Consider the following 26,394-nt stretch of genomic DNA (forward strand, 5'->3'; position numbering starts at 1 on the left):
TAGCTATAACCTGCAATCTGCTCCACTTAAGGCAAACCCTTGATTATAGCATAAAATTATTTTGCAAGAGGTCTATTACGATTCCAATGTTTTTCACGAGCTACAGAATCACCCACTAATTCAGCACAACGTATGAAGCGATAGGCAATTTCTGGAGAAGAGCCCCCCCCACCTTCCGCAGAACGCTTCGCCATAGCGACAACAGCTTTCCATCTATCAACCAGTTCATCTCCGAACATTGAGACTGCCTCAATCGCACAATTGAAATAAGCTGCTGCGTCCGCAGGGCTTACAGGAAGAACAGCACGAGCAAGCGCTATATAATTTTGGGCCTTTGTCTCGAGTCCCTCGTTTGATACAGAAACCACCATCTCATAGCAAGACTGTTGAAGCTGGCTTTTAATCTCTGAAAGGTGTTCTAAACGGTAAGCTGCTCGAACCGCACTTAAATGATCCTGAAGCGAAAGTTTGTATTCGTTATCGAAGAGTTGTACGATCGTATGTCCTTTTTCAGAGAGATCGCAAGGCTTTTTTAAAGCTAAACTTTCAAAGCGTACACGAGTGATTTCAGACAGTAAATGATCGTGTTGTTCGTACCTCCACAACAGCAATTTCTTGGAAAGTCGATCCGCGTCTTGAAAAGCTATCTCAAGATTTTCCACGCTAGCAAGTAGAATGCGAGCGCGAATCAAATACCACGGTAACATTCCTTCAATAATCTGTTTGCAATCTTCTATATCTTGTCGATACTTTTTTTCATCTTCAAGTAACTTCTGTGGGATTAAAGCATTAATATTTGGAGCAAAATCACCTGAAATAGCACATCTTAAAGCGGTTACTCGCAGAAAAATATGTCGTTCGCCATCATAATGTTTGTAACTGACTAAGCCGAAGCCTCTTTGAGGAAGATAGTGGTTCAAAACCCGCAGAATTTGAGTTTGAGATAGTCCGATAGCCGAGCTTGCTTCTGCAAATGAAACAATAGCTGAGGTAAATCTTTGTTCGTTCCAATACTCAGCAGGTTTAGGGATACGTACTCGCTTGTGAGTTAACAAGCTCAAACACTGTCGCATTGCGTCTGTGGAAGGAAACTTACCCACTGCCATGAGTTCGTCTGCAATGGCTACCATCAAATATTGATTGCGGCAACCAAGCTGTGAAATTTCATCTACTGCCGTGAAGTTTCCTGCGTCAATAAGGCGCTTAATGAACAACCGGGTAATTTGGAACACGACTTCTGGTGGCTGCCAACCCCAAATAAAATCAACTAATTTACTCGCTCCATAAAGATGAAAATGGGCAACTGCCATTTCCACAATGTCATCCTCTTTGAGCTGCTTTTCACTGTGTATCTTGTCTTCGTTCTTGCTACGCTCCTCAAGATACAATTTTAGCCAATTGCTAGCCGATCTTAAAAAGACTCTTGCTTCCCCTTTGAATTCCTCAACATAAGATAAAAGTGCAGCAGAATATACATCCGCTGAACCATCCCAACTGCCCCGTAACATCCGCCTAAATGCCAATTCTTGAACTCTCTGTGGAGATTGTAAAGGTGCAATAAGATCAACGTTTTGAATTAAAAGTTCAAGCTGTCGCTTATCACCTGCAACCTCTTCTCCTGCGCGTAAAGCCAGTTTTGCTGCGTCAGCATATTTTTTTTGCTTTAAGGCTGCTTTGAAAGCGAATTGCAAGCGGTACACTCGGATATTGCGCTCATCGATCGGGCTATCTTGAGGTAGATAATCGTCAGAGAGTGCTAAGCTGATAAGCTCATCGTAGTTTTCAGATTGTAGTAACAGAGAAGGCAGCACTTGCGCGACGTAAGAAAACTCTGAAGCCAAAGGTTTAAGGCTCATGATATATGATTCAATCTGCTGCTTTGATGCAGAGAATCTCTCTCGAAACCAAGTTTCTGTTGGCTCATCTCGAAATTGAACTGATTTTTCCGATATCCAGAGAGGTCGTCCCAAATCAGCGACAAAGCTCACAACCGTTGAAACCTCAACCTCGGCAGCGGTAGCAAGTACATCGATCGGGATAAATGGAGTTAAATTTGCAAGACCTAGACATATCGCATTAATATGTCTTTGAAAATCAGTAGGCAGCTTGTCTTTAATCGTAGAAATTGCGGATTCAAGCTGTGCTGCAATCTGTTTTTCAACCGTAGCACCTGAAGGCCCAAGACCCGCCAAAACATCTGAAACCGTATTGTGGTGTATACTCAGTGCATTCGCTTGTACTCGCGGATTGCCACCAGTCAAGCGATGAAACTCCAAGCCATCGATATCGGTTGCACTTGGAAAATGTTCTCGAAGATGAATCACTGTCTCAGACTGACTGAAAGGTTTCAATTCAATCTGTCTAACTGTACTTAAAGGCTTGAGCAAGTCGATACGCTCGGTTCTACATAGTATGATAATTCGACATCCTTCTGGAACTTCCTCACGCAATAGCTGATGAGCAAAACAAGACTCACTGAACTCTTTCGCCGCCATCTCTGCATTATCAGCCGCATCAATTAAAATAGCTAAAACAGCATCTTTATCGACTTTTTTTATAGCTGTAGCAGCCGTATTTAATCGAGAAAGAAAGGCTCTGAAAATTGCTGCATCATCAAAATTAGTAGATGGTGGGATCAGAATTTCGCATAAACCATGCAATGCAATTTCATTTGCAATTTGAACGAGAGCATCACGATGGCGATGCCTAGACTCACTTCGATTTCGATATTTTCCCGATCCGAAGCAATCGTAAACAATTCCTAACGATCCGGTGGGTAAAGACTCTGCTAGTTGACGAGAGAAGACTGATTTACCTACACCGCCACCCGCATGAATAATTACAGGTGTAGAAGCTTCAAGGACACTATTAAGTAAGATTTCATGTTGCTCCCGCTTGATGAAGTTTTTAAATTTCTCAAGCTCCAGTGGCGCAGGAAATAGATCTCTTTCAGACGTAACATTAAAGCATTTTAAAATATCTTCACGAATTATTACACCTTTGTTGTCAGGTAGAGCCTTATCTTGTACAAGAGCAATCAAACTGTCAATTTGAGCATTGTCAACAGCTCCAGCTAAAAGTGCTGAAATTTCAGTATGTAATTCATGTCGTTGTGTAAGATAGTCTCCTTCTCCATCAATTAGATCGAGAGAGTTACAAAACTCCTGCAACCTTGCATCTTTTAATTGTGTATATTTTTCAAGAGTTTCCTGAAATACCTTTCCTGCTTTACTTCCATTCTTGATTAAAGAAATTTCTTCCTTAAATGAATCGGCAATTTTACGATTAGTTATAACCGAGAATCTTACAGTCCCAAATTCATCTGTATTGTCATCTCTGGATAAGAGAGCAAAAAATCGTTTGGCAAATCCCTCAATGGTACCTTCTAACCCACTTAATGTAAAAGGCTCATCCACTCTTTGGGTTGTATGTTTTAGCTGAAAGTAGGTAATTTTTTTGTCAAAGCCTTCGGCATCTTCGGTATATTCGGCAACATCGATTACATTTTCCCCCGGGACTTTATTCTCCTTTGAGTTTTCAATTACTATGCATTTGACGGAAGATTTTGGATGTAACATCCTGAGACAGCGACGTGCTGCCCATCGGTAGTGAAATACATCACCTGCTCTTGAGTATCTGACTGAATCATTTTCCATTAATTAATCGTAGGCAGTCGAGAACAAAACAATAGGAAAATTCATCTATGCCTAACTTATAATTGTATCGTAGTTGCCATATAATACCTAATATAATATAAAAATACCGCAGATTACGACGGATGTATGTCAAACTCTTCTTACTTTCATCAGAATCTCCTTTTCTAGATCGAGTTCGGCGTACCATCCGGCTCAAACACATGAGTCGTCGCGATGTTTCACCCTAGAGCAAACTCTGTATACTGCCGCACGTAAGGCGCATGATATGCCATCACAATGTCTTGCTTCGGCACTCCCTTTGCTACTAACCAATCAGCAATTGCGTCTTCGGTTCCATCATAGCGTTTTTCCCGATGCTGTAGGAGTCACAATACTCAAATCGCAGCCCTGACGCAAGCAATCTAAGGCTTCAATTTGATGCAAATACAGTTGGTTAATTCCCAATCCCCGAAGAGCATTTTGTAAAGCCCAGGGTAAGTCTCGTGGGATGGCGTACAACGAACCAGATGCGGGAGGCGTAATGCGAACCGCGCTAAGACTTGAAGCTAACTCAAGCGCGATCGCCCTAAATTTGGGTTGAGGAATAGCGGCAATTTCTGCTGCACTTACCTGAGAAAAGCTAGCAGACTGTATTTCACCTGCACCGTTTTCTTCAGATTCGGATGAGGATTCAGGTGTTTTAAATGCGTCTCCAGGAGCGATTTCACTTTTTTCAACAGCTTGCTGCCAATCTTTGTATAGAACGGGAACCGAGTATCCGGGAAACTTCACTATAAGTGTGTTACCCATCCAAGAAATAACCTCGCCTTGACCGTACTTGGGAGAAAAGAGCTGCTGTCCGGGGTCTAACCACTCAGGATGCTTACGTTCGCTGTTGGGAGTCACAGCGCGGATAAGAGCAGCATAGTCAACGGGCTCGGGGTTGGTCATTGTTTCGGGGATAACTCCATTGCTTTATCATAAGCTTCTTCTCCAAGATTGCTGGTATTCTCCCGAAGAAGGCGGCGTCATTGATTTTGGGAGTTGCGCTTACTCTCAGGAATCGGCACGGGACAATTGATTCGATCCGAATCCGCTGCCATTTTCTTAATTAATTGGAGGGCTGCTATGCAATCTCCCAACACTCGGTGGTTCCCGCTCGGTAAAGGGAAATACTTATAATCTTTATAATAATTGCTCCAATCTCCTCCCCACTGTGCCGCCCATTCCATGAGGCATTCGGAGCGTTGTTGTAAATTTAAACTTGGCAAGTTGTGAAGGTGGCACCAGTAATTTAATATTTTGATGTCGAATTCGGCATTGTATATCAAAATCCGTTTATCCTCAAGCACTTCGGCAATGCGGGGATAGACTTCGGTAAAAGTAGGAGCATCGGCTACCATTGCATCAGTTATGCCGTGAATGTCTGTTACTTCTGCAGGTATAACAATTGAGGGCTTTATGAGCGTATTCAGCAACATTTTACCGAGATGATTGATAATTGCTATCTCTACAATCTCAGCACGCACGAGCCCCGTAGTTTTAGTATCCAGAATCACCCAATCTTTCTGGCTTAATTGTTCTCTTGCCCAAAGGACAGCACTCACCCTATCTCTTTCAATGAAACCTACTTCTCGATACCAGTCTTGATAATCCCTCTTAATTTTGGCTTTGAGGCAGGGCGGATTTATTGTTCCGATAGCAAAATATGCAGGCATTGAAACCTCGTTCGAGCTTGACTGCTCGCGATCGAGCCGCCAACGGAGCAATGAGCTTGACAGAATTTCTCTGCTGACCATAAATCCACCCTGCCTAGCCCCCCTTAAGAAGGGGGGGACATGAGGGAGGAGAGTTGAATGGGTTGCGGGATGCGATCGAGGCGATCGGATAAAATATTAGGTGGCATAATTCAGTCGTTGCGTTAGTTGCTGATACAGCCCTCGATCGAGAAAAAGGAATAAAGGGTGATCGACCTTCCCAGAGCCCCAAACAGTGATTGGACGTTTTGACTTATTCCAAAGGCGCGCTCGCATCTTTTAACTCATTTCAACTTCCTTAAGCTACCTTAGACAAGTGATTAAAAAAATAATTTGATATTTGATTTAATTCATCATCATAAGGCACAAAAGCATTGTAATCGCTGACATTCTTCATTTCGTTGAGTAACATATGTTTACCAAGAAACCAAATTATTCTGCTGTTTAACGTAGCTTTTATACTACCCAAAATATATTTATCGATGGAACTAGATTGCTGACTAATTATCAAACTTGAAATACCACTACCAAATTCTAACGTCATAAACTTCTCATAAATTGCCTTTTTACTCATCTTTGACATTTCCTCAATTGCTTCAGAAATCTTGATTTTTTTCGATTTTACTAAATCAGCAATTACATGAGCTGCAATATCAGCATCAAGCTGATCAGGTGGAGACTTTAGACGAAATGCGTCTTCCCAACTTGGAGTACCTTCATAATTAGGATCGCCTAACCAGAATTTAGGATTCCGTCTAGCACCAATTACTGAACCTAAATCGCCTGCGTAAGAATTGTCATAAGGTGCTGCTCCTAGGCTTAAATTTCCAAATTGAAATGACAAAGCGGCAAAGAAGTGATCGACAGGAAATTTCATTGTCCCAATTTCTATTACTTGATTAGTTCCAAATTCAGGTAGAGTTTCAGTCTTTGCATATGAATCACTACCTCTATTATTCCAACCAGGAACAGAATCAAATCCGCCACTCCAATATTTTTCTCTTGACTTCCTTCTCAAAGTATTAGAAGCAGCCCAAGGATCGTATTCTGGCCACAACATCCACCACTCTTTTTTAAGTGGAACATTCTTCTCAACTGAGCGAATACGTTCAATAATTTTAGTTAAAGTATATTGAATAGGAGAATCATTAATTGCTTGAACATTAATCACAGGTCCAGAAGAATTTGCATCACCCGTAAGGCTATTAACAATGGCTTTAACTTGATAACTTCCAGGTAAAACACCAGGCGGGACTATTAGAGTAGCAGAGAAATTGTCATCATCAAAATTTATGTTGCCTTGCGTCAAAGGAATATCACCCAAATAAAATCGGATATTTTGTGAATTAGTCTTACCACTGAGTATGATTTTGCTACCAGCAACAACGAAATTATCCCCATCATTTGCATCGTAGGCACTGGCGATCGAGATAGATGGGAATAGAGATGTGTTATCGTTGGAAGCGTCAATAGGTGTGACTCTAATTCCGCCAACACCAATCGGCCCTTCCTTAATAGGTGTGACTCCAATTCCGCCAACGCCAATCGACCCAGCACTACCCCCACTTGCTACTTTTTGAATAAACTCTTCACCCGCCCAGAAATAGCCTTCACGACCATCATTCAACCGCACCCGATACCAATCACTATGTCTGAGAGTTGGATCGGCAGTTGTCGTCACCTTTTCCAGGATAGTGAAAGTTGTTCCTAGCGACATTCCTTGAACCAAACTGCTGCTGTCAGTCCAAGGATAATTACGAAAATTCATCCCTTGAATCAACTTGCCAGTTCCAGTTTCACCACTTCGGTTGATGATTTGAGGCGCTTGTGGTAATGTATTTGTTCCAGAACCAGGAGCAGGAGTTAATCCAGAATCAGGAGCAGGAGTTAAAGGTAAGGTTGTCGAAAGGGAACCACCTTGGAAATCTTGCTTCCATCCGCCGTTAAATTCATACCGATTTGAAATAGGGTAGCCCAAAACACCCGTCACGCCTCCTGTTTGGATGTAAGTATTCCAAAAGTCACCGCCAACCCAAAAAGAATTATCATTGGCACCAGACTTCATAATTGCCCCTGAACCTTCAGAACCCCCTGAAAATTCTTGAAGATAGCCATTTCCTGTTCCCGCAGGATGCACATTACCAGTGGCAGAACCCAAAGCCGATAAGCCGCCATTGTTATTGAAAGTATTAACGTAAGTTTGATGGGTGTTAGCACCGTCGTAACCCACTGTATTATTCAGATTCTGTTGAGGCGTTTCCCAAGGGTGATAAGCTTTTGCCCCTTCCTTTTCTGTCCAATAAATATATCCCCCTTCAAAATCAATGCGTTGGCCACCTGACGAATCCGTTTCCTTTCCTTTAGTCGGAAAGCCTAACCAACCGTTAGAACCGCCAGTTTGATTGTAAGTATTAGCGAAGCCATGCCACAATGCGATCGCCCCTGATTTAGCAGTCCAGAAGACATGGCCATTATTGTAATTTTGACCGTAGCCCTTTGTTCCTGTTTGTGAATCAGCCGCCGGCCAATAGCCAGTAGTAGGAGATCCTAATAACCCTTGATAACGTGCATACTCAGCATCAATTGCTTTCTTGTAAGCAGGTTCACCATCCAGAGTCAACTCGTAACTCGCGTAACCAGTTGTTTCAGTAGAATTGACCCGAACATAATAATATCCAGGTTCCAAAAGTCGGTTGATAGAAGCGGCTGAAGATGAATCGCCACGAGCACTTGCCAAAATCTGATTGTTAGCACTCATCAATTCCACACTCACGGTTCGAGTTATACCCTGACTCTCGCTAGATGATTCGGCTATCAACTTATCTAATTGCAAGTTGACGTTGCTAGTTTCGTCTAACTTAAACCGATAGTAATCGTAGACATCTGCTTTGGTATCAACTAATCCTTTGACAGTTTGACTGCTATTCAAAAGACCAATATCTTGAGCCCCTGACGGAGAATTTCCTGTTTTTTCAAGCTTAGTATCGACATTAAGATTGTACTTGGTCTGGTTGACGCGATCGTCTGAATTCACAACAACATAATAAGTACCCGGGTCTAAAGAGCGAGAAATATTTTTGGTATTCGTATCCTGATTCGCCCACTGTAAACCCTCACCATAATCTATTTTTCCATTACTGTTAACATCTTTAGCTAAATAGAATTTTGCATTTGCATTATCTCCGCTCAACTGGATATCAACATCAGATATTTTATCCAGAGTAAACCGATAATAATCCTCACGGTCAAGATTTCCACCAATGCTGCTCACAAACCCTCTGCGTTCTATCCCATCCCCGAAGTCAGCATTAGAAACCAATAAATCTTTGGCAGTTGGGATTGAATAGTTTCCATCCGGGTCGCCCAGAGGAGTTGCCGACAATTTCATGTCATATTCATCACCATCATAGCCTTCAGGCTTGTGAACTAGGACGTAATAAGTTCCTGCTTTGAGAGTCTCGCTAAACTCTGGCACAACACCGGGAGTAGTACCTGAAAGGATATCAATATGTGTAGATGTGTCGCTGTTTATCTTCCAGTCTTTGAACAAATAAAACCCTGTATTTCCCATCTTTCCACTCAAAGCAAAATCTACTTTACTGTCAGTGGTTAGATCGAACTTGTAGTAATCAAAGCGGTCATTTTTATCAATGACATCCTGAAAAGTTTTTGTGCCAATTAAATTCCCAATATTACGAGCCGTATTCGGTAAATTTCCGGCATAATCTTGAGGCAATTTATCGGGTATTGGTACTACAGTAACTTTCGTAACCCCGCCACCGCCATAGCCATACCAACTTGCTTGACCCGAAGGCTGCACCGTCAAATACCCATTTGCGTAATAGTGATTAACAACCCCACTACTCACTACAGTCTTATCAAATGCCCCTGCGGACGAAGGAACTTTCCCTTGTCCGGGTTGTGGCGCATTGGGAGTAAAAGTACCATTCAACGTATAAGGTCGTACCAGCGTCTGCTGAGCTGAATTCCCATCAAATTGCCAGTAATCCGTGGGAGTTTTCACTTCAATCTCATAGCGCCCTTTATTCAGATCGAGTTCCAACCATCCATCGGAATTAGCAGGAACCCCACCAAAGCCACCAATTTGTACTGGTCTATCTTCAGATCCGATAAATTTATTAATGTTCAGATCCATTTTACCGTTGGGAGAATTCAAATTTATCCTGAATTTTCCCGACTCATTCACTTCAAACCCATAGTTAGCAACCCCGCTGTTGAAATCTGTATTGTTATAAGTGACCTGACCTGATAAATTCTTTAACTCAGAGACAGTCGGTCCTGAGAACAGCGCAGTTTGGCTGTCGTCAAACGACTTATAGGGCTGAGTTCTGTACTGTATATTCCCAGTAAAACTCGAAACTCGATCGGCAGTAAACTGAGTTGATATATTGTAATCTTTTAAAGTAGACCCAACGCCGCCGACCTTGAGATAGTACGTCCCCGGATCGTAGAAATCGCCGCCTGAAAAAGAAGTCTGTCCCTCCGTTGTTACAGACATACTGACAGAACCCCCTTTATGGAAGCGATGAGACGCAGAACTACCGTCAGCTTTGATGATGGTTACGTTTGGGGAACTGAGCACTCCTGAAACAGGATTGAGACTGGTCAAATTCCAGCTTACATAACCAGGCTCATTCACTCTAAACTGATAATATTTTTCAGGCTGATTCGCGTCAACCCGATCGATATCCGAGAAATTAGTTGATACTTGTACAGTTGCAGTCGCGATCGAATTTCCACCTTTAGCCGCCCGTTCCTCCGGCGTTACTTTCCCTTCCCCACTCCAAGTATCCGGCGTCACCCACGGAGTCGGATTATAAACTTCCGGCTGCGTTTTCTTCGCCAAATCCACCGCCGCCAGCGTATTCAAAAATCCAAAACCCGTCTCATCATCCCACCCAGATGGCCCCAAATCCCTCGCCGTAGACTTCAAAATCTCCATCACTTGGCGATAGTTCAAAGCAGGATTTGCCGCCCAAACCAAAGAAGCCGCCCCCGCAACTTTTGCAGTCGCTACCGAAGTTCCCGCCATCGTACCCAAATCATTTCCCACAGTCGATAAACCGGGGTGTTCATTCGTGCCCCCATCCGCCACAATATCCAAACCGCGGCCATAACTAGAATAGATCGATCGCCCGTTAATATCCCCAGCCCCAACCGTAAAAATATTGTCAAATTCCTGCGAAGCTTGACCCAAAACTGACATCACACCGCCATCGTTACCCGCCGCCACTACCAGCATTACCCCATTTTGCCGCGCATATTCGATCGCACTTCTTTCTGGCGGAGTCAACTCATAGCGCGTTTCCACAATCCCGTCAGCATTCTTCTGAGTCAAATCCAAACTGAGATTCGCGATCGCATTTTTCTGTCCAGAAGCCTTCGCAGCATCCACAAACTCTACCAAAGAATCAGCCCATCTCCCAGAATCGATCGCCCTTCCCACCCATTTCGGCGCAGTCTTATTAATCGCATCAATAATCCCCAACATAAAAGTACCGTGCTCGCTACCTTCCCCAGGCTTCAGCAACGGATTGTCATCCCCGCCCACATAATCGCGGCCCTTCTTAATATTCGCGTAATTCAAATAAGGACTATCCGCACTCACACCAGTATCAATTGTCCCCAACAACGGCTGATCTGCCAAAGGAAAATCTAGCAATTGACGGATTGCATTCGGATTGTTAGGATTCGGCGAATGCGGATCGACAGGAATTACAGCAACCGGCAAAGTCTCAAACGCACCGCCCGGATTGTAAGGAGTTTGAGTGGCAACCCCATCATGGTACAGACCCAGCGGGTCAAAATCAATCAGCGGCGGTAGATTGTTAGTTGGTGCTCCATTCGGGTCGATCGGGCAAACACCGCTATCAGCCAAGAAATTAGGTAAATCTAAATCTGGTAAAGAAAAAGCACCCAATAACTGATGCAGCGAGTCAAAATCTTGCAGCCAACCCCCAACACCCGCACTCGGAGTCACAATTTTTTCTAATATAAAAGTTTTTGGCCGTTTCCGGCTTTTCGCTGGCTTGGAATTACCAAAACCTTGAGCCTGTTTGCGTTTTTTGCCACCAAAATTTAGCCAGCCCATAACTTTTGCACCCTGATTAATATGAGTTCGATCGCACGAATTTAATTAAATGCCTTGAGACATCCAACCAAAACCCTTCCTTGCCAAGGATTTTTCACTAATCGTCAAAAATTTCTGTTTATTTGAGAATTTACGCAAACTTAACAAATTTTCTGTATAGGCGATCGCTTCACATCTGCCACCCTTGACTAACGGTCAGGCGGGCGATCGGACAAAGACTTTGTTAATGCTTAGTTTTTATGATTTTTGCTTCTTCACACGATTATCATACACCCAAATTTTGTTGGAGATCGTAAAGTTTCGGTAAAGTTTTTTCGGTCAACTTAATTACGACTTACGCCTTGCAACGGGAAAGCAATCCCCGCCTCAAGCAAAACATCCGCTACACTAGGTTTCCTACGCAATGACAGGTGTAAAATGCGTAATTACTAAAAGAGTTAGAATGTACACTTGCTTTTTTTTTGATTTCTGATAATATAAATACCAAGGTGAAATTTGGATTAAAGTCTAAAGCCCAAACAAATATCACTAAAGCTTCTTCACAAAATACTTTAATACTTCCCTGCTTCATTAAAACAGGGGAAAATTTAGCCTTAAAAATTTCCATTTTCAGAAAAACTTAGGGCTACTTGAAAATCTCAAAAACCCAGCGGAGAAAACATACAAACACAATTGGGCGATCGATTCAACACAATTCAATAAAAACACCCACTTTGAGTGAAAACTCTTGTCCCCCCCTTCTTAAGGGGGGCTAGGGGGGATCGAGTTTCGACCTAAAATGCGTAATTCCTAAATTGGGGCTAAGGGAGATGAGTTTTGCCTTCTTCCAACTTCAGTCCATGTGTTACATCCCGTACATTGCTCGTTGCCGAACTTTCTTTTTCCTTCTGCCAAACCATGCAACTAAAATCAGCAGTGCAGTGGATACCTCATCCCGACGGTTATTGGATACTTCGCAATCCCGAAGACATTACCTGTATTCAAGTTGACGACTTTGACAAACAGGTAATTTTGCAACTAAGTCAACAACCAGTAACTAATATTCTCGCTGAATACGACCTCGATTTAGAAGATGTGCAAAATCTTTTGAAAGACTTAGCACAAGCAGGAATGCTAGAAGGAACCAAGCCGCCGAAAGCTAAATTCAACCTGCTATCCTTCACAATTCCCCTAGTCAATCCCGATGTTTGGTTATCGCGGCACATCGACAAATTTCGCTGGATTTGGACGTGGGAATTTGGCTTTTTTCTGTGCGCTTTCATCTCTTCATCCGTAGCAGTGTTGTTGGCTTCTGCTGCCGAAGTCGCCGCCTCGCACCAGCAGTTATTGACAGCGGGAAAAATTGAAAATGCGAGCAAAGTTGTCTTAATGACAATGCTAGTAATAGCGTTGCATGAACTCGGTCACGCTTTCACACTCAAACACTACGGTGGCATAGTTAAAGAAATTGGATTGTTGTTTATGTGTCTTATCCCCGGATGCTATACAGATACAACCGACCAATACAGTTTAGTCCGGCGGAAACAGCGAGTTTTAGTAGTAGCTGCGGGAGTATTGATCCAAGTAACAATTTGGGCAGTTGCTGTTTGGATATGGCTGTTATCTCAAGGGAATTTAGTTTGGCATCAAATTAGTTACTTGTTGATGGTGGCGGCATTGCTGACTGTGGCAATTAACTTAAACCCGTTGAATAGATTTGACGGTTATTATTTGTTAGTTGCTGCAACAGGGATTAACAATCTGCGACAAAAATCTTTTAATTTTTATGTGGATTTGTTGCGAAGGGAGGAGATTGAAGCAGAAGTCGAAACGCGATGGGTTTTAGCAGTCTATGCGCCTTTGAGTATAGTTTATACTGTTTGGGCGTTTAGTTACTTAATGTCCTTGATTGGAAATTGGGTATTGTTAAATGTTCCGAGTTTTTAACCGCAGATGAATCACAGGCGAGACACCCGTGCCACGATTGCTCCCGTAGAAGATTATCTACTCCTTCCTTGTTCTTTATTCTTTTTCATTTGTGACAAGAGCGCTTACGCGCCTCGAAGCGGTTAAACAATACTAATTATTCAAAATGCAACTTTATTCTTGTAGGAGTTGAGCGAAATGAATGTTTATCAAAAGTTGGGAATTGTTGGCGGAAGTTTGAGTTTTGCAGTTGTTAGTCAATGTTTTTCTGTACAAGCTGCCACTCTAACTCAAACTTATACCGTGGATCTGGGTTCCCAGCCATTAAATAGTAGCAATAATGTGGTTTTGCCCAAGTTTAATTCGCTGTTAGGAACGCTATTAAGGGCTTATGTTACGGTTAAATCTACTGTTAATAACACTGTTAGCATTACTCCTTTGACTGGAGATTTTATGGGAACGGCGACGAGTAATGCAAGTATTGCTGTGAATATTCCGCTGTTAAAAGTTGACCCTAATTTGACTTTAAGTGTGTTAGCCAGTCCGCCGGAAACGAGGATTGCTAATGGCGTTACAGGAAGTGTTAGCGGTTCGGCTTCCGGTACTGTGTCAAAGAGTTATGATTCCCAGCCGTCTCTGAGTGCGTTAAGTGGATGTGATGGTGATACTTTTATCGCAGCTTTGGTGACGACGGGTTTTACTCAAGTTACGGGGAATCCTGTTAGGGGTAGTTTTGGAGGTCTGGTGTCGGCTAACACTACAGTTAGTGCAATTTATGAGTATGAACCTATTGCTGATGCTTCTGTACCGGAACCGATGACTGCTGTTGGTACATTTGTGGCTGCTGGAATGGGTTTGTGGTGGAAGAAAAGGGCGGGAAAAAAGGGGTAATATTAACTGGTTCCTAGGCAGAGCTCATTGCTGACAACTTAAGACTGAAACCCACATAACATAATAAATGTCGCTTTTAGTTGAGGCTAGATCCCCCTAAATTATTACCCCTTTGGGCGGGAGCCAAACACATAATTGCGATCGAGAGAACTGGCAGCAAGCTTTAAGATTGATGGCTAACCAACTTGAAAATATCAGTGAGTTGCTTTTCGGTTTTCAGTGCCGAGATAAACCCGTTAAATCCTTCACCTAATGTCAGCAATTACTCCAATCAGCTTAGTTTATTTTTCCCACAATTAATCCACCCTGCTTAATTTAGGCTTTGAGTCGGTTGGCCGCTAAAGTTTCCAGTTGTTTGGGAGTGGGTTTTCTTTTGGGCCGGCAGCTTTCGGGATTGGTAGAATCGTAAAGTAACAAGTCGTATTTCCGCGTTTCGATAACGCCTGAAGGTTTCAGAGGCGATAAACCAAGTTCACCCAATTGCTTTTTAGTTTTCAGGTGCGGGGGCGGTTCTTTGGATTCACCCCACCAACTATATTTTGTTAGTTCCACCATTGCAGTTTCCCCATCTCTGCCATTTTATTATCGCATCATTGAGGAAAATGAAAGCAACTGCGAATACCGTATTTGTTGGTAATTGAGCGTTTGATTTTTACCTCTGCTGGCGAAGTAATTTCGATGGTTCCATTGGCCGCATCGACTGTTAAAAACCGCTACGTCTACAGGCTTTTTAGGTGTTGGCATTTTCTGGCATTTGATTGGCTACTTGGCAGGCTACATCACCCGAAACTCTGATTCTTTCGTTAGCTGTTTTCGGAGTCGCCCGAAGTAGCTAACGAAGAATCAAAAAAAATTATTTCTTTTCTGGCGTGCTAAATGATTTGGCATCCCAGATACCCCAGACTTCGCGGGCAGAGGAAACTGCGTTTAAGATGGCTTCCTCCTTAGACCGCCCGAAAACTCTTATCTTTCGGGGCGGGTTGTACTTGCGAGTTACGGTGACACTCCATTCAATTTGGTGGCTCCTGAGCGCTTTCACCGATCGTCCCTCCCGTCACCGGCATTGGGCAATGTCTCTGAACTTTGGGCTAACAGAGAACCCGAGAGCAAGCGAACCATTTGCAGCGCTTCACTTTCAGACATCCAAACATTTAAATGTTCAGATATTGGAAACAACTCTAAGACGGAACACTCTCCTAATGCCTCCCACACAGTGCAGGAGTAGTGCTGGGCGTAGGCGATGCCTTCAATGAGCGCCTTCTTCTGAGTGGCGGTACTGGTTGTCAGGAGTTCTTGCCAGCATGGATGGAGTTGGCTGCACGAGAATTGGTCGGCGATCGCTCGCACCAAACTCAAAGCTTCAGCGGATGTTGGCAGGAAGTCGAAAGCCAGAGGCCACTTATCCCCGAATAATTCGATCGTGGAGCATTCTTTGATAGCGCGGGTGAGGGTATCGCTTTGACGGAACGAATAGACGGAGGCTTCCATCAAAGCGCTCAGTTCTCGGTGCGGCATCGCGCTAACAGATGCCAACAACTGGCGGTACAAAGCGGAAGTTGCTGTTGTACCTGGTTCTGATGCGGCTGCGGGTGCAGGTGCTGCCGAAAAAGTTGCAGCCGATTCAGCGGGTATCGGTATCTGCGGTTGTGTCATGATTGAAAAACCTCATTAATGTGAGTGCCACACCCTGCCCCATTCGATTTCCAGTCATAGGGGGCGGGGTTTGGTTTTGGGTTTTTGACGCTAACAAAGCTTAGTGAAGCAACCATATCGGAAGTACAGATAACTGTTTTGTGCTTCTGTTTGGTTTGCAGGCGTTCGTGGGTGTATGATAACTCATACGGGATGTTTAATGCAAACATCCCGTATGCGTCTATTGACCCATTAAGCAAAAAACGAGCTTTAACGGGTAGTCTGGGATATATAAAGTAATTGCATTAGATATCCCAGTGACCGAGCGAAAAACTACAGAACCAGTACCCACCTTGAAAGTCACATTTCCTTCTCGGACGCTTCGAGAACGGTTCAAGGCTATTTGTGCGTTGAACGGAAAAAACATGAATGAAGTGCTTATCGATTTGGTCAAACAGTACATAGAACAGAATCAGCGGAACGATCGCCCTGAAAGTGAAAGCGACCGAAAATCATAGGGCTGACTCCATACCTAATGTCTACCAACTGAAAATGTTATGAGCCAAACCCAAACAATCCCCCAAACAATCACGTTTGATGAGTTCGCAGCCTGGTATCCAGAGAACTCTATTCGCCGCTACGAACTGCACCACGGAGCAATTGTTGAAATGCCTTTAGGAACTGGTCGCCATTCCCGCGTTACAGGTTTCATCCGTTCAAAACTATCAATCGAAATTGACCGCCGCTCCTTACCTTATTCCATCCCCGGCGACTGCCTGCTCAAACCCGTCCGCAACGAGGCGGGCTACCTGCCAGACGCAGTTGTCCTAGACGAAGCAGCTCTGCGCCAGAGAGAACCGCGCTGGGATAGGGAATCCATCATCGCGATGGGATCTTCGGTACGGCTGGCTGTAGAGGTCGTCAGCACGAACTGGCGGGACGATTACCATCTCAAATTCGCTGACTACGAAGAAATGGGCATCCCCGAATACTGGATTGTGGACTACCTTGGTTTGGGCGGCCGCAAGTTCATCGGCACTCCCAAGCAACCCACGCTCTCGGTTTGCCAGTTGGTTGACGGCGAGTATCAAATCAGCCAGTTTCGGGGAGATGACCGAGTTGAATCGCTGGCTTTCCCAGAGTTGAGGTTGACTGCCGAGTTGATTTTTCGAGGCGGTCTGCCCTTAACCGAGCCGAGCTAGAAGGACTGGGGGGCGATCTGGCAAATAGGTTCCATTACAGTCGATGGTTTTATGCTGCCAGACGGCTCGTATCGGACGCAGCCCAACCCAAGTCGCCGAAGCAGCGGGCTCTCAAAGAGCGCAACGTGTCCGATTTTTTACGCTCAAACGCCGGCGAAAGCTTGCTGGGTGAAGGTTACACGAGTACGATTTTTGAGCGAGAAGAAATCGAAATCGAGTCTGAACCCGGTAGTCGGGGGCAAAGTCGGTTTCTGTCCGTCCCTCCAGAAATTGCCAGCGCTTACTGGCTGTGGCAAGCTCACCGGGGGAACAAAGCTGCCTTGACTATGAGCATGGGACTGATTACCGAATCTCTCGAACGTCGGTTTGACGAAGCTTTCGGCGTTACCCGCACCGAGACTGAAAGAAACGAATTGCTCAGCCAGCGAGTTCAAGAGCTTGAGCGCAATATCAGAGAAGCGTTTTGGGTTGACGATGAAGCCAGAGCCGAGCGCGACTACTTTGAGCGTTTACTCAGAGAAAACGGCATCGACCCTTGGAGAATTCCGGGGGGTGAGGAGGAACCGGGCTAATTGCACTCGGCAACTATTGGGGTTTTTCTAATTCCAAAATTCCTTGACAGGCATTATTTAGTTTTAGAATCCGCTGCTGACTCAAATCTCAACGAAAACGAACTAGAACTGGTTGAGCGTGCGCTCCAAATCGCGGACAATGACCCCGCAGCAGCCCATGATGTCTATTGCCAAGTGCATCAATTGGGAGTCAAGGAAGCGGTTAAAGCAGTGCTGACAGGCAATGAAAATGAGGATTTTAAACAACTGGTCAAACTTTGGAAGAAAAGCAAAAGTCAGCCTTAACCTAACCCCAAAATGGCTGTCTGAGTTTGGTGTAGACCCGCAATCTTGGTTTTCCCCGCCCAGCCTTAGCAGTTTTAAGCCCTGGGTCAGGATATGTCCCTATGCTGCTCTAGCCTTCGGGTGTGGCGTGTTAGGTATTTAGGGCTTGCTGGATAAGTGCAGAAAAGTTACACGGCCTGGTTATGTGATCGTACGCCCCAAAAAAGTGGGCAAGATAAACAGGTAAGGCGTTGCTGATTCTGGCGTATGAATAAACTTTTCACTTGATGTTACAAAACTCACTCTACTGGGCTTATAGCCATTCCGAAAACTTGAATTCATACTTGTATTCAGCAACGCCCGGGAAATCTATCTGGAGAGCGCCATGAGTTATACAACCGTAGATAGATCAAATCCAACAGGAAATTATGACTTTGAGGCCTGCGATCGAATAAATGAAGGAGAAGCCCGTGCAGGAACTAGAGCTGGTTTTAATGGCTTGCTTCAGGATGCTCCTGGCTGTTCGACCTCAGTTGTTAATGGATTGTCCCAGCAATTGATTCACCAGATGAATCTCATTCTGCCAGATGCTCTGGTTAGCTTTGACGAGTTGGATGTGGAACTTGAAGAGGCAGCCTTTCCTTTCCTGCAACCTCAAGCTAAGCAGGGATTACAGCAAGCAATTCAGGAGCGAGGCATCAAAATGTCGATAAATTCAGCTTATCGAACGATCGCTCAACAACTTCTTCTCTATAGATGGGGTAGTGACTGTGGTTATCCGGTTGTGGCTCTTCCAGGCCAAAGTAATCATCAAAGTGGTTTAGCGTTAGATGTTGAAAATCCCGATGACTGGCAACCTTTTCTGGAGAAATACGGTTGGCAACGACTAGGTAGTTTCGATCCTCCCCATTTTGATTATGTAGGAGTAGGCACGCAAGATCTTCGTAGTACAGCCATGTTAGCTATCCAAAAGCTCTGGAATAAAAACTATCCAAATGAAAGGATTGGTGAAGATGGTGATTACGGAGCTCAAACAGAAGATGCCCTTAATCGCTCTCCAGTTATGGGCTTTGAGATAGCGCCGTGGGATGAAAAATTTCGAGTGCTAAGGCTCAGCCGACTGATGATGGAAGGTTCTGATGTACTCAAACTTCAAGAAGCGCTGAAGAAAGCAGGTCTTGCTGTTTCAAGTGACGGTGTATTCGGAGCGGGGACAGATAAGGCAGTCAAAGAATTCCAGCAGAAAAAGAGTTTAACCGCAGACGGGATTGTTGACTCGAAAACCCTAACACTAATGGCTTGAGCGAGCGCAAACTAGCTAACCAAATCTTGAATTAAAAGATGCGTTTCTGAACTGACAGAGCTTTCTCAAGAGCAGAAACTTGGGGCTTTGGAATGCTGCGGCAGCAATACTTGAATTGAAAAGAGACACTGAGTAATGGAGGTAAAATGGCTGACCAACCTAAGCAAAAACCGAACATTCATGCTCTCCTAATTGGGATTAACTACTACAAACCCAACCGCTTGTATCCAAACCTTAAAGGGTGCGTGCGTGACATTAACTTAGTAGATGACTACCTCAGACGAACGTTACAGATTCCAGCAGAACGAATTTGCAAGCTTACTTCTCCAGATCGAGAAGACTCAACTCTTTTAGAAGTTAGGGCTGGAAACGAACCCGATGTTTTACCAACTTACGAAAACATCGTCAATGCGTTTAATGAAATTACTGAGAAAGCTCAACCTCAAGAGCTGGTTTACATCCACTACTCCGGTCATGGTGGGCGTGCCACCACCATCTACTCGGAGTTGAAGGAGGATGGACAGCATGATGAGGCAATTGTCCCAATGGATATTGGCGAACAAGATGGGAGATACCTGCGGGATATCGAGCTAGCTACATTGCTAAAACGCATGACGGATAAAGGATTGGGAGTCACTGTCGTTCTGGATAGCTGCCACTCCGGTGGTGCAACTCGCGGTGATTGCGCTATTCGCGGCTCACAGGAGGAGGATATGACACCTCGTCCCCAAGATAGTCTGGTAGCTTCTCGCGAAGAGTTGCTCGATAACTGGCGATCGCTGGTTGAAGGCTCGAAGCCTACTGGCTGGGTTCCAGAGTCCGAAAACTACGTAGTGCTGGCAGCCTGTCGTCCAACCGAATTTGCGATGGAGTATGCTGTGAATGGAAAAGAGCGGCATGGTGCTTTAACCTACTGGATGATTGACACCTTGAGAACTTATCCTGGAACACTAAGCTATAAAACCCTGCACGATCGCGTTAGTGCCAAAATTCAGAGCAAGTTTCCCAACCAATTACCAATGTTGTTGGGAGAAGGCAGTCGCTCAGTATTCAACAGCAATCTGGTTTCTACTCAATATACTGTGGCTGTGGCTGATGTTGATGCCAATCAAAAACAAGTGAAACTGAATGCAGGTTTGGCGAATGGCTTAAGCAGAGGGGCAAGATTTGCCATCTATCCGTTCAATACATCTGACTTTGCAAATAAGCAGAATCAATTAGCCATTGTAGAGGTTACACAAGTTCAGGCATCCAGTGCATCTGCCCATGTTTTAGAAGAGGCGGACGGAGGTATAGGAGTTAAGGGACAGATAGAGCAAGGTGCACCTGCTCTTATGTTATCTGCACCCCCGGATCTGGTGCGTCGAGTTCGTCTATTTGACGAGAAAAAACGTGGGAATGCCGAAGATGAATTACCAACTCAGGATTTAATTGACAAACAAAAGTATGCACTGAATGCTGTTCGGCAGGCTTTAATAGGAAATGGCTGGATCGTTGAAGTACAGTCAGATGAAGAAGCCCATTATCAAGTAGCAATTGGTCAGAATTGCGAATATGAAATTTGTGCCGGGATGCCAATTAAAAACTTGACCCCACGGCTGATGATTGGTGAAAAAGAAGCGGCAGAGCAAGTGGTCAAACGCTTGGTTCATTTAGCAAAGTATCAGGCAATTCAAGAACTGGACAATCCTACTTCGGCACTAATTAATGCGGTTGAATTTGAGTTAATAGACGAGAATAAACAACCCTTCCCCGACCCAAGCAATATAGTGTTGAAGCATGGTGGATATGCATATCTCCGGATTAAAAATACTTCGGCTTACTCCTTGAATATAGGAGTGTTGAATTTAGAGTCTACCTGGGAAATTTCCCAGTATGCAATTCAGGGATTTGATTCTCCCTTCTTTGAACTTGTGCCAAATAAGGTAGAAGACAATCCAGTTGAATTTACGATGCCAGGAGGCAGAGGATATGAGCAAGTGAAAGAAATATTCAAACTTTTTGCAACTCGTGGGCGTGCTGACTTCCGTTCGTTAAAACTACCACCGTTAGAGCGGGAATTTGAACCAAAAGGTTCAATGGGAATAGAGAGAATTAGCACTCCATTTGGGCAGTTGTTGGAAGCTATCGGTGAAGATGCAGATCTTTCACCACAACTAAATCGTGCTGGAACTTACAAAGCAGATCCCAAGGATGAATGGGTGACGAAGCAAATTCAATTCACCATCGAGCCGTAAAGCTTTAAATCATAGGGTACGAAGCAATGGTAAAAATCCTTATTCTGACCTCTAATCCAACGAAAGATTTGAAGCTTAATCGAGAAGTTTCAGATTTGATCACAGAGATACAGGAGGTAGAAAATTTAGGAAACTTTGAACTAAGATTTGGGTTCGAGCTGCGCTATAATCAGTTACAAAAACTACTTGCGAAACATAGACCGCAAATTGTTCATTTTTGTGGACATGGAGAAGGCGATCAAGGGTTAGTTTTGCTGGATGAGAATGACCGAAAAATACTCATTTCGACAGAAACACTAGCTGAAATATTCAAGCCTTTTTCAGGTGTAGTTAGCTGTACGGTGCTGAATGCTTGCAGTAGCGATCACCAGGCAGCAGCAATTGTTAAATATGTCAATTATGTAATTGGCATGAGTGAGCCAATCCTGGATGAAGCCGCCTATAAGTTTTCAGTAGGCTTCTATATATGGTTAGCAAATATAGGGTTAGAAAACGAAAGTTCGATCGAGCAAGCCTATGAGATGGGTTGTACCGCGATTCGAGTCTGGAGTGAAAAAAAGTCTCAATCTAGGCAGCCTCGCAAGGCTGAATACGCTGGTGGAGTTGTACAATCCACACCTCAGCTAGCAGAACATAAGAAGCCAGTATTGCGGATAAATAAGAGACTTTTACCCTCTACATCAGCGGAGATTTACTCAGTTCAGAACGCTTCTCTTGGGTCAGCAATGCCTGATTCTTCACAAGATTTTTTTGAATTGTTGAAACCAGCAATCGAGCGCAAGGAATACAACGATCTCGTAAGAAAGGCGTATGACAATTTTGGGCAGTTTTCGGCTAAGAAGGCAACTAATCTGACGAAATCGGAGTCGAAACAGCGCGAGATATTGATAGGCAAGGTCAAGCAGTTTTGGATTAAGGGATTTCTTAAGCCTTCCCTCCAGGATAACCGTGCAATGAGACTTGACCTGAAAGGCCGTCCAGATGCGATCGCTGATTTATCTGAGGGAATTGAGGCATTGTATGTAGATCTAAAGGAATCGTATAAAAAAGTACGACCAACACGAATATATCAGGAAATGGGGCAAGGTCGGACGCTGTTGATTTTAGGAGATCCAGGAGCCGGAAAGACGATCGCCCTCCTGCAACTGACACAACGCTTGATAGAACGCAGCGAACAGAATCTCAGTTTACCGATGCCCGTAGTGTTTAACCTATCTTCTTGGGCGAAGGAGCGAAAGAAGTTCGTCGATTGGTTGATTGATGAACTGCGAGAAAAATATCAGGTTCCCAAGTCATTGAGTGAGCCTTGGATTAGTGAACAGCAGCTAATCTTATTGCTAGATGGGCTGGATGAAGTCAAAGAAGATTATCGCAATGATTGCGTTCGAGCCTTGAACAAATTTATTGGGGATTATCCCCAAACGGAGGTAGCAGTTTGCAGCCGAGTGAAAGATTACGAGCCGCTGCCAGAACGCTTACAACTCAGCAGTGCCCTTTGCCTGCAACCCCTCTCACCAGAGCAGGTGTATCAGTTTTTAGACAGCGTAGGTGGCTCTCTAGCAGGCTTAAAAGCGCTACTCAAAAAGGATGCGGAACTAGAGCAGTTTGCACAAACACCGCTGATTTTGAACTTTATGAGTGTGGCATACCAGGGATGGTCAGCCAAAGAGTTGATATCACAACTGCGCTCAACTCCAGATCGTCATAAACATTTATTTGATACTTACATCGATCGCAGACTAGAGCAAGGTGCTTCTTCAGAATATTCCAAAGATAAAGTGCTGCGTTGGTTGAATTGGTTGGCAAGCCGGATGGTACAGGAAAAGCAAACAATTTTTTTGATTGAGAAGATGCAGCCAAACTGGCTAAAGAATGCAAAAGAGGAAAGTGCTTATCGAATTAGAACTTTTCTGATTTCTGGGCTGAGTTCTGGACTGATTATTGGGCTGAGTTCTGAGCTGATTGTTGGGCTGATTTATGGGCTGATTTATGGGCTGATTTATGGGCTGAGTTCTGGGCTGATTTATGGGCTGGTTTCTGGGCTGATTACTGGTTTACAAAAAAAAATATCGCCCTTAGAGCAACTTAGTTGGTCATGGCAAAGGGCTAAGTCTGAATTTGTTCGTGAATTCTTTACTGGTGTCAGTTACGGGCTGATTGCTGGACTGAGTTTTGGGCTGATTTCTAGGCTGATTCCTAAGCTGCGTAGTCTGATTGTTGAGCTGATTTCTAAGCTGAGCGATCAACTGAGTGCTTGGCTGAGCGATTGGCTGAGTTATACGCTGATTGTTGGGCTGATTATTGGGCTGATTGTTGGGCTGATTGTTGGGCTGATTGTTGGGCTGGGTGGTGGGCTGGGTAGTTCTGAAATAGTTCAGCGAACAGTTCCAAATCAGGGAATTCGCACTTCTCTAAGACACTGCTTTCTCATCGGGCTGATTATTGGAGGACTGATTTTTGTGCCGATTTTTTGGCTGAGTTACGGGCTGAGTTCTGAGCTGAGTTATGGGCTGAGTTATGGGCTGATTGCTGGGCTGAATTTTGGGCTGAGTTATGGGCTGAAGTACGGTGGAGCAGCTTGTATTCAACACTTCTCTCTACGCTGGATGCTTCACCAGAAGAATCGGATTCCCTGGAACTATGCAAAATTCCTTGACTTTGTTTCAGATCGTCGTTTAATGAAAAAAGTCGGGGGTAGTTATGTCTTTTTCCACCGGATGCTATTGGAATATTTTGCTCGGATGAACTGTAACTAAAGCCAATCTAGAGAATTGTAATCCTAAAGTTGAAAGATGGAGGAGACTAATGGTTAACAAACCGCCCCTGAAAGATCTAGTTGTGATTCTTCCCGGCATCCTGGGAAGCGTTTTGCAGAAGGATGGGAAAGACATCTGGGCAGTGTCAGGTCAGGCAGTCTGGCAGGTATTCACCAACTCAGAACAGACCTTCCAGAATTTAAAATTAGCTCAGGACGATGCGGAAGCAGAAAGCTTGGGAGATGGGGTCCGCGCAACAGCGCTGATTCAAGATACTCATTTGATTCCAGGATTTTGGAAGATTGATGGCTATACCAAAACAGCACGTCTGATTACCGACAATTTTGACGTGACTCCCGGCGATATCTACAGCGATCCAGACGATCGAGCAGCAAACTTTTACCAGTTTCCCTACGATTGGCGACGGGATAATCGAGCCAATGCCCGCATTTTGAAAAAGTTGATAGACAAGCGGCTCAAATGCTGGCGAGAAAACGGAGCCTCGGATGCAAAAGTGATTTTAATGGCACACAGCATGGGCGGGTTAGTATCTCGCTACTATCTGGAAGTTTTGGAAGGTTGGCAAGATAGCAGAGCTTTGTTCACATTCGGCACGCCCTATCGCGGTTCGCTTAAAGCCGTCAACTTTCTGGCAAATGGTTACAAGCAGATGTTTCTAGACTTGACAGAGGTGATGCGATCGCTGACCTCTATCTACCAACTACTTCCGATTTATAAAGTTATCAACATCAATGGTGAATACCACCGCATTGCAGAAATAGACAACCTTCCCAATGTCGATCAACTCAAGGCACAAGATGCTTTAGCGTTCCATCGAGAAATTGAAGCCGCAGTCGAACAACATCTCAAAGATGAACGTTACCACAAATCCTTTACCACAGTTCCCATTTCTGGCGTACAACAGCCAACCCTACAATCGGCAGCACTAATTGATGGAAAACTCATAGCCAGCGAGGATTTACCAGAGGTATTGAGAAAGAAATTCGATTATGGTGATGGGGATGGAACTGTTCCAAAAGCTTCTGCAATTCCTATTGAGCGATCGGAAAACCTCGATAATTTCTTTATCGCCGAACAGCATGGGGGTTTGCAGAATCAGGGTCAAGTGTTAGAAAATGTACTCAATAATCTACGGTCTAGCCAATTTGATTTGGGAGCTGTAAGGGGAGGTGAACCTCAAACAGCCATCAGTCTTCGCTTGGATGATTTGTATCTAGCAGATGAAACTATTACCTTGCGTGCCAAACTTATTGGATTACCAAATTCAGCAACAAAGCTAAAAGCTAATATTCAAGCAGTTTCTCACGAGCAAACTGCTCTCACCCTTGATTTTGTCGAGCAAGAGAAAGAATGGGTGCTGGCGATCGCTGACTTGCAACCGGGACTTTATCGAGTCACTGTGCAAACTGAGAACACCACCGAGCAATCTCCCACTCCAGTTCATGATTTGTTTGAAGTTGTTCGCTAGTGGAGTTTAGACTAACCGCGCCTTAAAGGGGTAAAGCGCAGATACAATACTGGTGGGGAAACATTTCTTAACATTAGAGCGATCGCCAAAAAGCATCTGTTTGGGGTATAGCCGAGGGCTTGCTGAATAAAGAGAAAAACTAGATGTTTTATGGGTTTGTCAGCGTGGCTGGGGTGCTCAAATGCAAGAATTGCTGGTAAGATGGCTCAAAACCCGTGCATTACTACCTGCAATCGTGTACCGAAAAGTCTCGCGGTACCCCAAGCCCAGCAGCAGACTTTGAACTCCCCAACAGATGCGCGTTGGCAGCAGATAATCGTTGGGTGATCATGACCGAACTAATTCCGTGTCGCTTTCGCGTACTAGAGCCAGACCCACATTTGTTCGCGCCTGTTCCTTCAGTATTTAATTTCTCATCCTTCATAGGAAAGGTAAACCATTTGTACAGTGCCTAATTAAATGACATCGAAACAATTTTGTGTTGCTGAGCAAAACCTTCCCTCTTACAGGATTGCAGAGAAAGTTTTCTCAGCGTTCTAGCATTTGACTATCAGCATTGGCAAGCTAGATTGAGCCAAAAAAGCCAGCCAGATTTAGCTTTGCCTCTTTAACGGCACTAATATGTCTCCACGTCAAATA

The 26,394-nt window shown here is 44.3% G+C and carries 19 protein-coding genes; 10 read left to right on the forward strand and 9 right to left on the reverse strand.

Features of this window, described 5'->3' with window-relative positions; all coding sequences use genetic code 11:
* Positions 1-56: 56 nt before the first annotated feature.
* The 6 genes from QUA54_RS18390 to QUA54_RS18415 form a co-directional block, all read right to left on the reverse strand.
* The gene (locus tag QUA54_RS18390; protein WP_333415744.1) at positions 57-3,578 is read right to left on the reverse strand and encodes a hypothetical protein; all 3,522 of its coding nucleotides are present in this window, start codon (positions 3,576-3,578) and stop codon (positions 57-59) included.
* Between the two features lie 296 nt (positions 3,579-3,874).
* Positions 3,875-3,949 (reverse strand): element excision factor XisI family protein, encoded by a 75-nt coding sequence (locus QUA54_RS18395; RefSeq protein WP_333415841.1) that lies wholly within the window; start codon positions 3,947-3,949, stop codon positions 3,875-3,877.
* 43 nt (positions 3,950-3,992) lie between these two features.
* A complete protein-coding gene (locus QUA54_RS18400) occupies positions 3,993-4,586 on the reverse strand; it encodes a hypothetical protein (protein WP_333415745.1) in 594 nt (197 codons plus the stop codon).
* Between the two features lie 77 nt (positions 4,587-4,663).
* Positions 4,664-5,434, reverse strand: coding sequence for a 3'-5' exonuclease (locus tag QUA54_RS18405; protein ID WP_333415746.1), 771 nt, complete (start codon positions 5,432-5,434; stop codon positions 4,664-4,666).
* Between the two features lie 256 nt (positions 5,435-5,690).
* Positions 5,691-11,504, reverse strand: coding sequence for a S8 family serine peptidase (locus QUA54_RS18410; RefSeq protein ID WP_333415747.1), 5,814 nt, complete (start codon positions 11,502-11,504; stop codon positions 5,691-5,693).
* 382 nt (positions 11,505-11,886) lie between these two features.
* The gene (locus QUA54_RS18415; RefSeq protein ID WP_333415748.1) at positions 11,887-12,111 is read right to left on the reverse strand and encodes a hypothetical protein; all 225 of its coding nucleotides are present in this window, start codon (positions 12,109-12,111) and stop codon (positions 11,887-11,889) included.
* 290 nt (positions 12,112-12,401) lie between these two features.
* Between QUA54_RS18415 and QUA54_RS18420 the strand changes: the two genes are divergently transcribed.
* Positions 12,402-13,430 carry a site-2 protease family protein gene (locus tag QUA54_RS18420; RefSeq protein ID WP_333415749.1) on the forward strand — a complete coding sequence of 343 codons (1,029 nt, stop codon included), beginning with the start codon at positions 12,402-12,404 and terminating at the stop codon, positions 13,428-13,430.
* Positions 13,431-13,607: 177 nt separating this feature from the next.
* Positions 13,608-14,300 carry a PEP-CTERM sorting domain-containing protein gene (locus QUA54_RS18425; RefSeq protein ID WP_333415750.1) on the forward strand — a complete coding sequence of 231 codons (693 nt, stop codon included), beginning with the start codon at positions 13,608-13,610 and terminating at the stop codon, positions 14,298-14,300.
* 315 nt (positions 14,301-14,615) lie between these two features.
* Here the strand turns inward: QUA54_RS18425 and QUA54_RS18430 are convergent, their stop codons facing one another.
* The 3 genes from QUA54_RS18430 to QUA54_RS18440 all read right to left on the reverse strand — a co-directional run bounded on the left by QUA54_RS18430 (position 14,616) and on the right by QUA54_RS18440 (position 15,953).
* Complete coding sequence (locus tag QUA54_RS18430; protein WP_333415751.1) at positions 14,616-14,855, reverse strand: hypothetical protein; 240 nt, start codon at positions 14,853-14,855, stop codon at positions 14,616-14,618.
* Between the two features lie 298 nt (positions 14,856-15,153).
* On the reverse strand, positions 15,154-15,339 hold the full coding sequence (locus QUA54_RS18435) for a hypothetical protein (RefSeq protein WP_333415752.1): 186 nt from the start codon (positions 15,337-15,339) through the stop codon (positions 15,154-15,156).
* Positions 15,336-15,953 (reverse strand): hypothetical protein, encoded by a 618-nt coding sequence (locus tag QUA54_RS18440; protein WP_172189057.1) that lies wholly within the window; start codon positions 15,951-15,953, stop codon positions 15,336-15,338. The genes QUA54_RS18435 and QUA54_RS18440 overlap by 4 nt, the downstream gene beginning before the upstream one ends.
* Before the next feature lie 296 nt (positions 15,954-16,249).
* Between QUA54_RS18440 and QUA54_RS18445 the strand changes: the two genes are divergently transcribed.
* From QUA54_RS18445 to QUA54_RS18480, 8 genes are all read left to right on the forward strand, one after another.
* Positions 16,250-16,450, forward strand: coding sequence for a hypothetical protein (locus tag QUA54_RS18445; protein ID WP_172189059.1), 201 nt, complete (start codon positions 16,250-16,252; stop codon positions 16,448-16,450).
* A gap of 39 nt (positions 16,451-16,489) precedes the next feature.
* Positions 16,490-17,134 carry a Uma2 family endonuclease gene (locus QUA54_RS18450; protein ID WP_333415753.1) on the forward strand — a complete coding sequence of 215 codons (645 nt, stop codon included), beginning with the start codon at positions 16,490-16,492 and terminating at the stop codon, positions 17,132-17,134.
* Between the two features lie 125 nt (positions 17,135-17,259).
* Positions 17,260-17,706, forward strand: coding sequence for a hypothetical protein (locus QUA54_RS18455; protein WP_246276819.1), 447 nt, complete (start codon positions 17,260-17,262; stop codon positions 17,704-17,706).
* Entirely contained in the window at positions 17,707-17,991 is a 285-nt protein-coding gene (locus QUA54_RS18460) for a hypothetical protein (protein WP_333415754.1), read from the forward strand.
* Positions 17,992-18,355: 364 nt separating this feature from the next.
* Positions 18,356-19,273: a peptidoglycan-binding protein gene (locus QUA54_RS18465; RefSeq protein ID WP_333415755.1), complete on the forward strand. Its 918-nt coding sequence runs from the start codon at positions 18,356-18,358 to the stop codon at positions 19,271-19,273.
* A 146-nt stretch (positions 19,274-19,419) separates the two neighbouring features.
* Positions 19,420-21,510, forward strand: coding sequence for a caspase family protein (locus tag QUA54_RS18470; protein ID WP_333415756.1), 2,091 nt, complete (start codon positions 19,420-19,422; stop codon positions 21,508-21,510).
* 26 nt (positions 21,511-21,536) lie between these two features.
* Entirely contained in the window at positions 21,537-24,266 is a 2,730-nt protein-coding gene (locus tag QUA54_RS18475; protein WP_333415757.1) for an NACHT domain-containing protein, read from the forward strand.
* Positions 24,267-24,315: 49 nt separating this feature from the next.
* On the forward strand, positions 24,316-25,755 hold the full coding sequence (locus QUA54_RS18480; RefSeq protein WP_333415758.1) for a lipase/acyltransferase domain-containing protein: 1,440 nt from the start codon (positions 24,316-24,318) through the stop codon (positions 25,753-25,755).
* Positions 25,756-26,394 lie beyond the last annotated feature (639 nt).

This window comes from Microcoleus sp. MOSTC5 (assembly GCF_036701825.1).
GTDB classification, from domain to species: domain Bacteria; phylum Cyanobacteriota; class Cyanobacteriia; order Cyanobacteriales; family Microcoleaceae; genus Microcoleus; species Microcoleus asticus.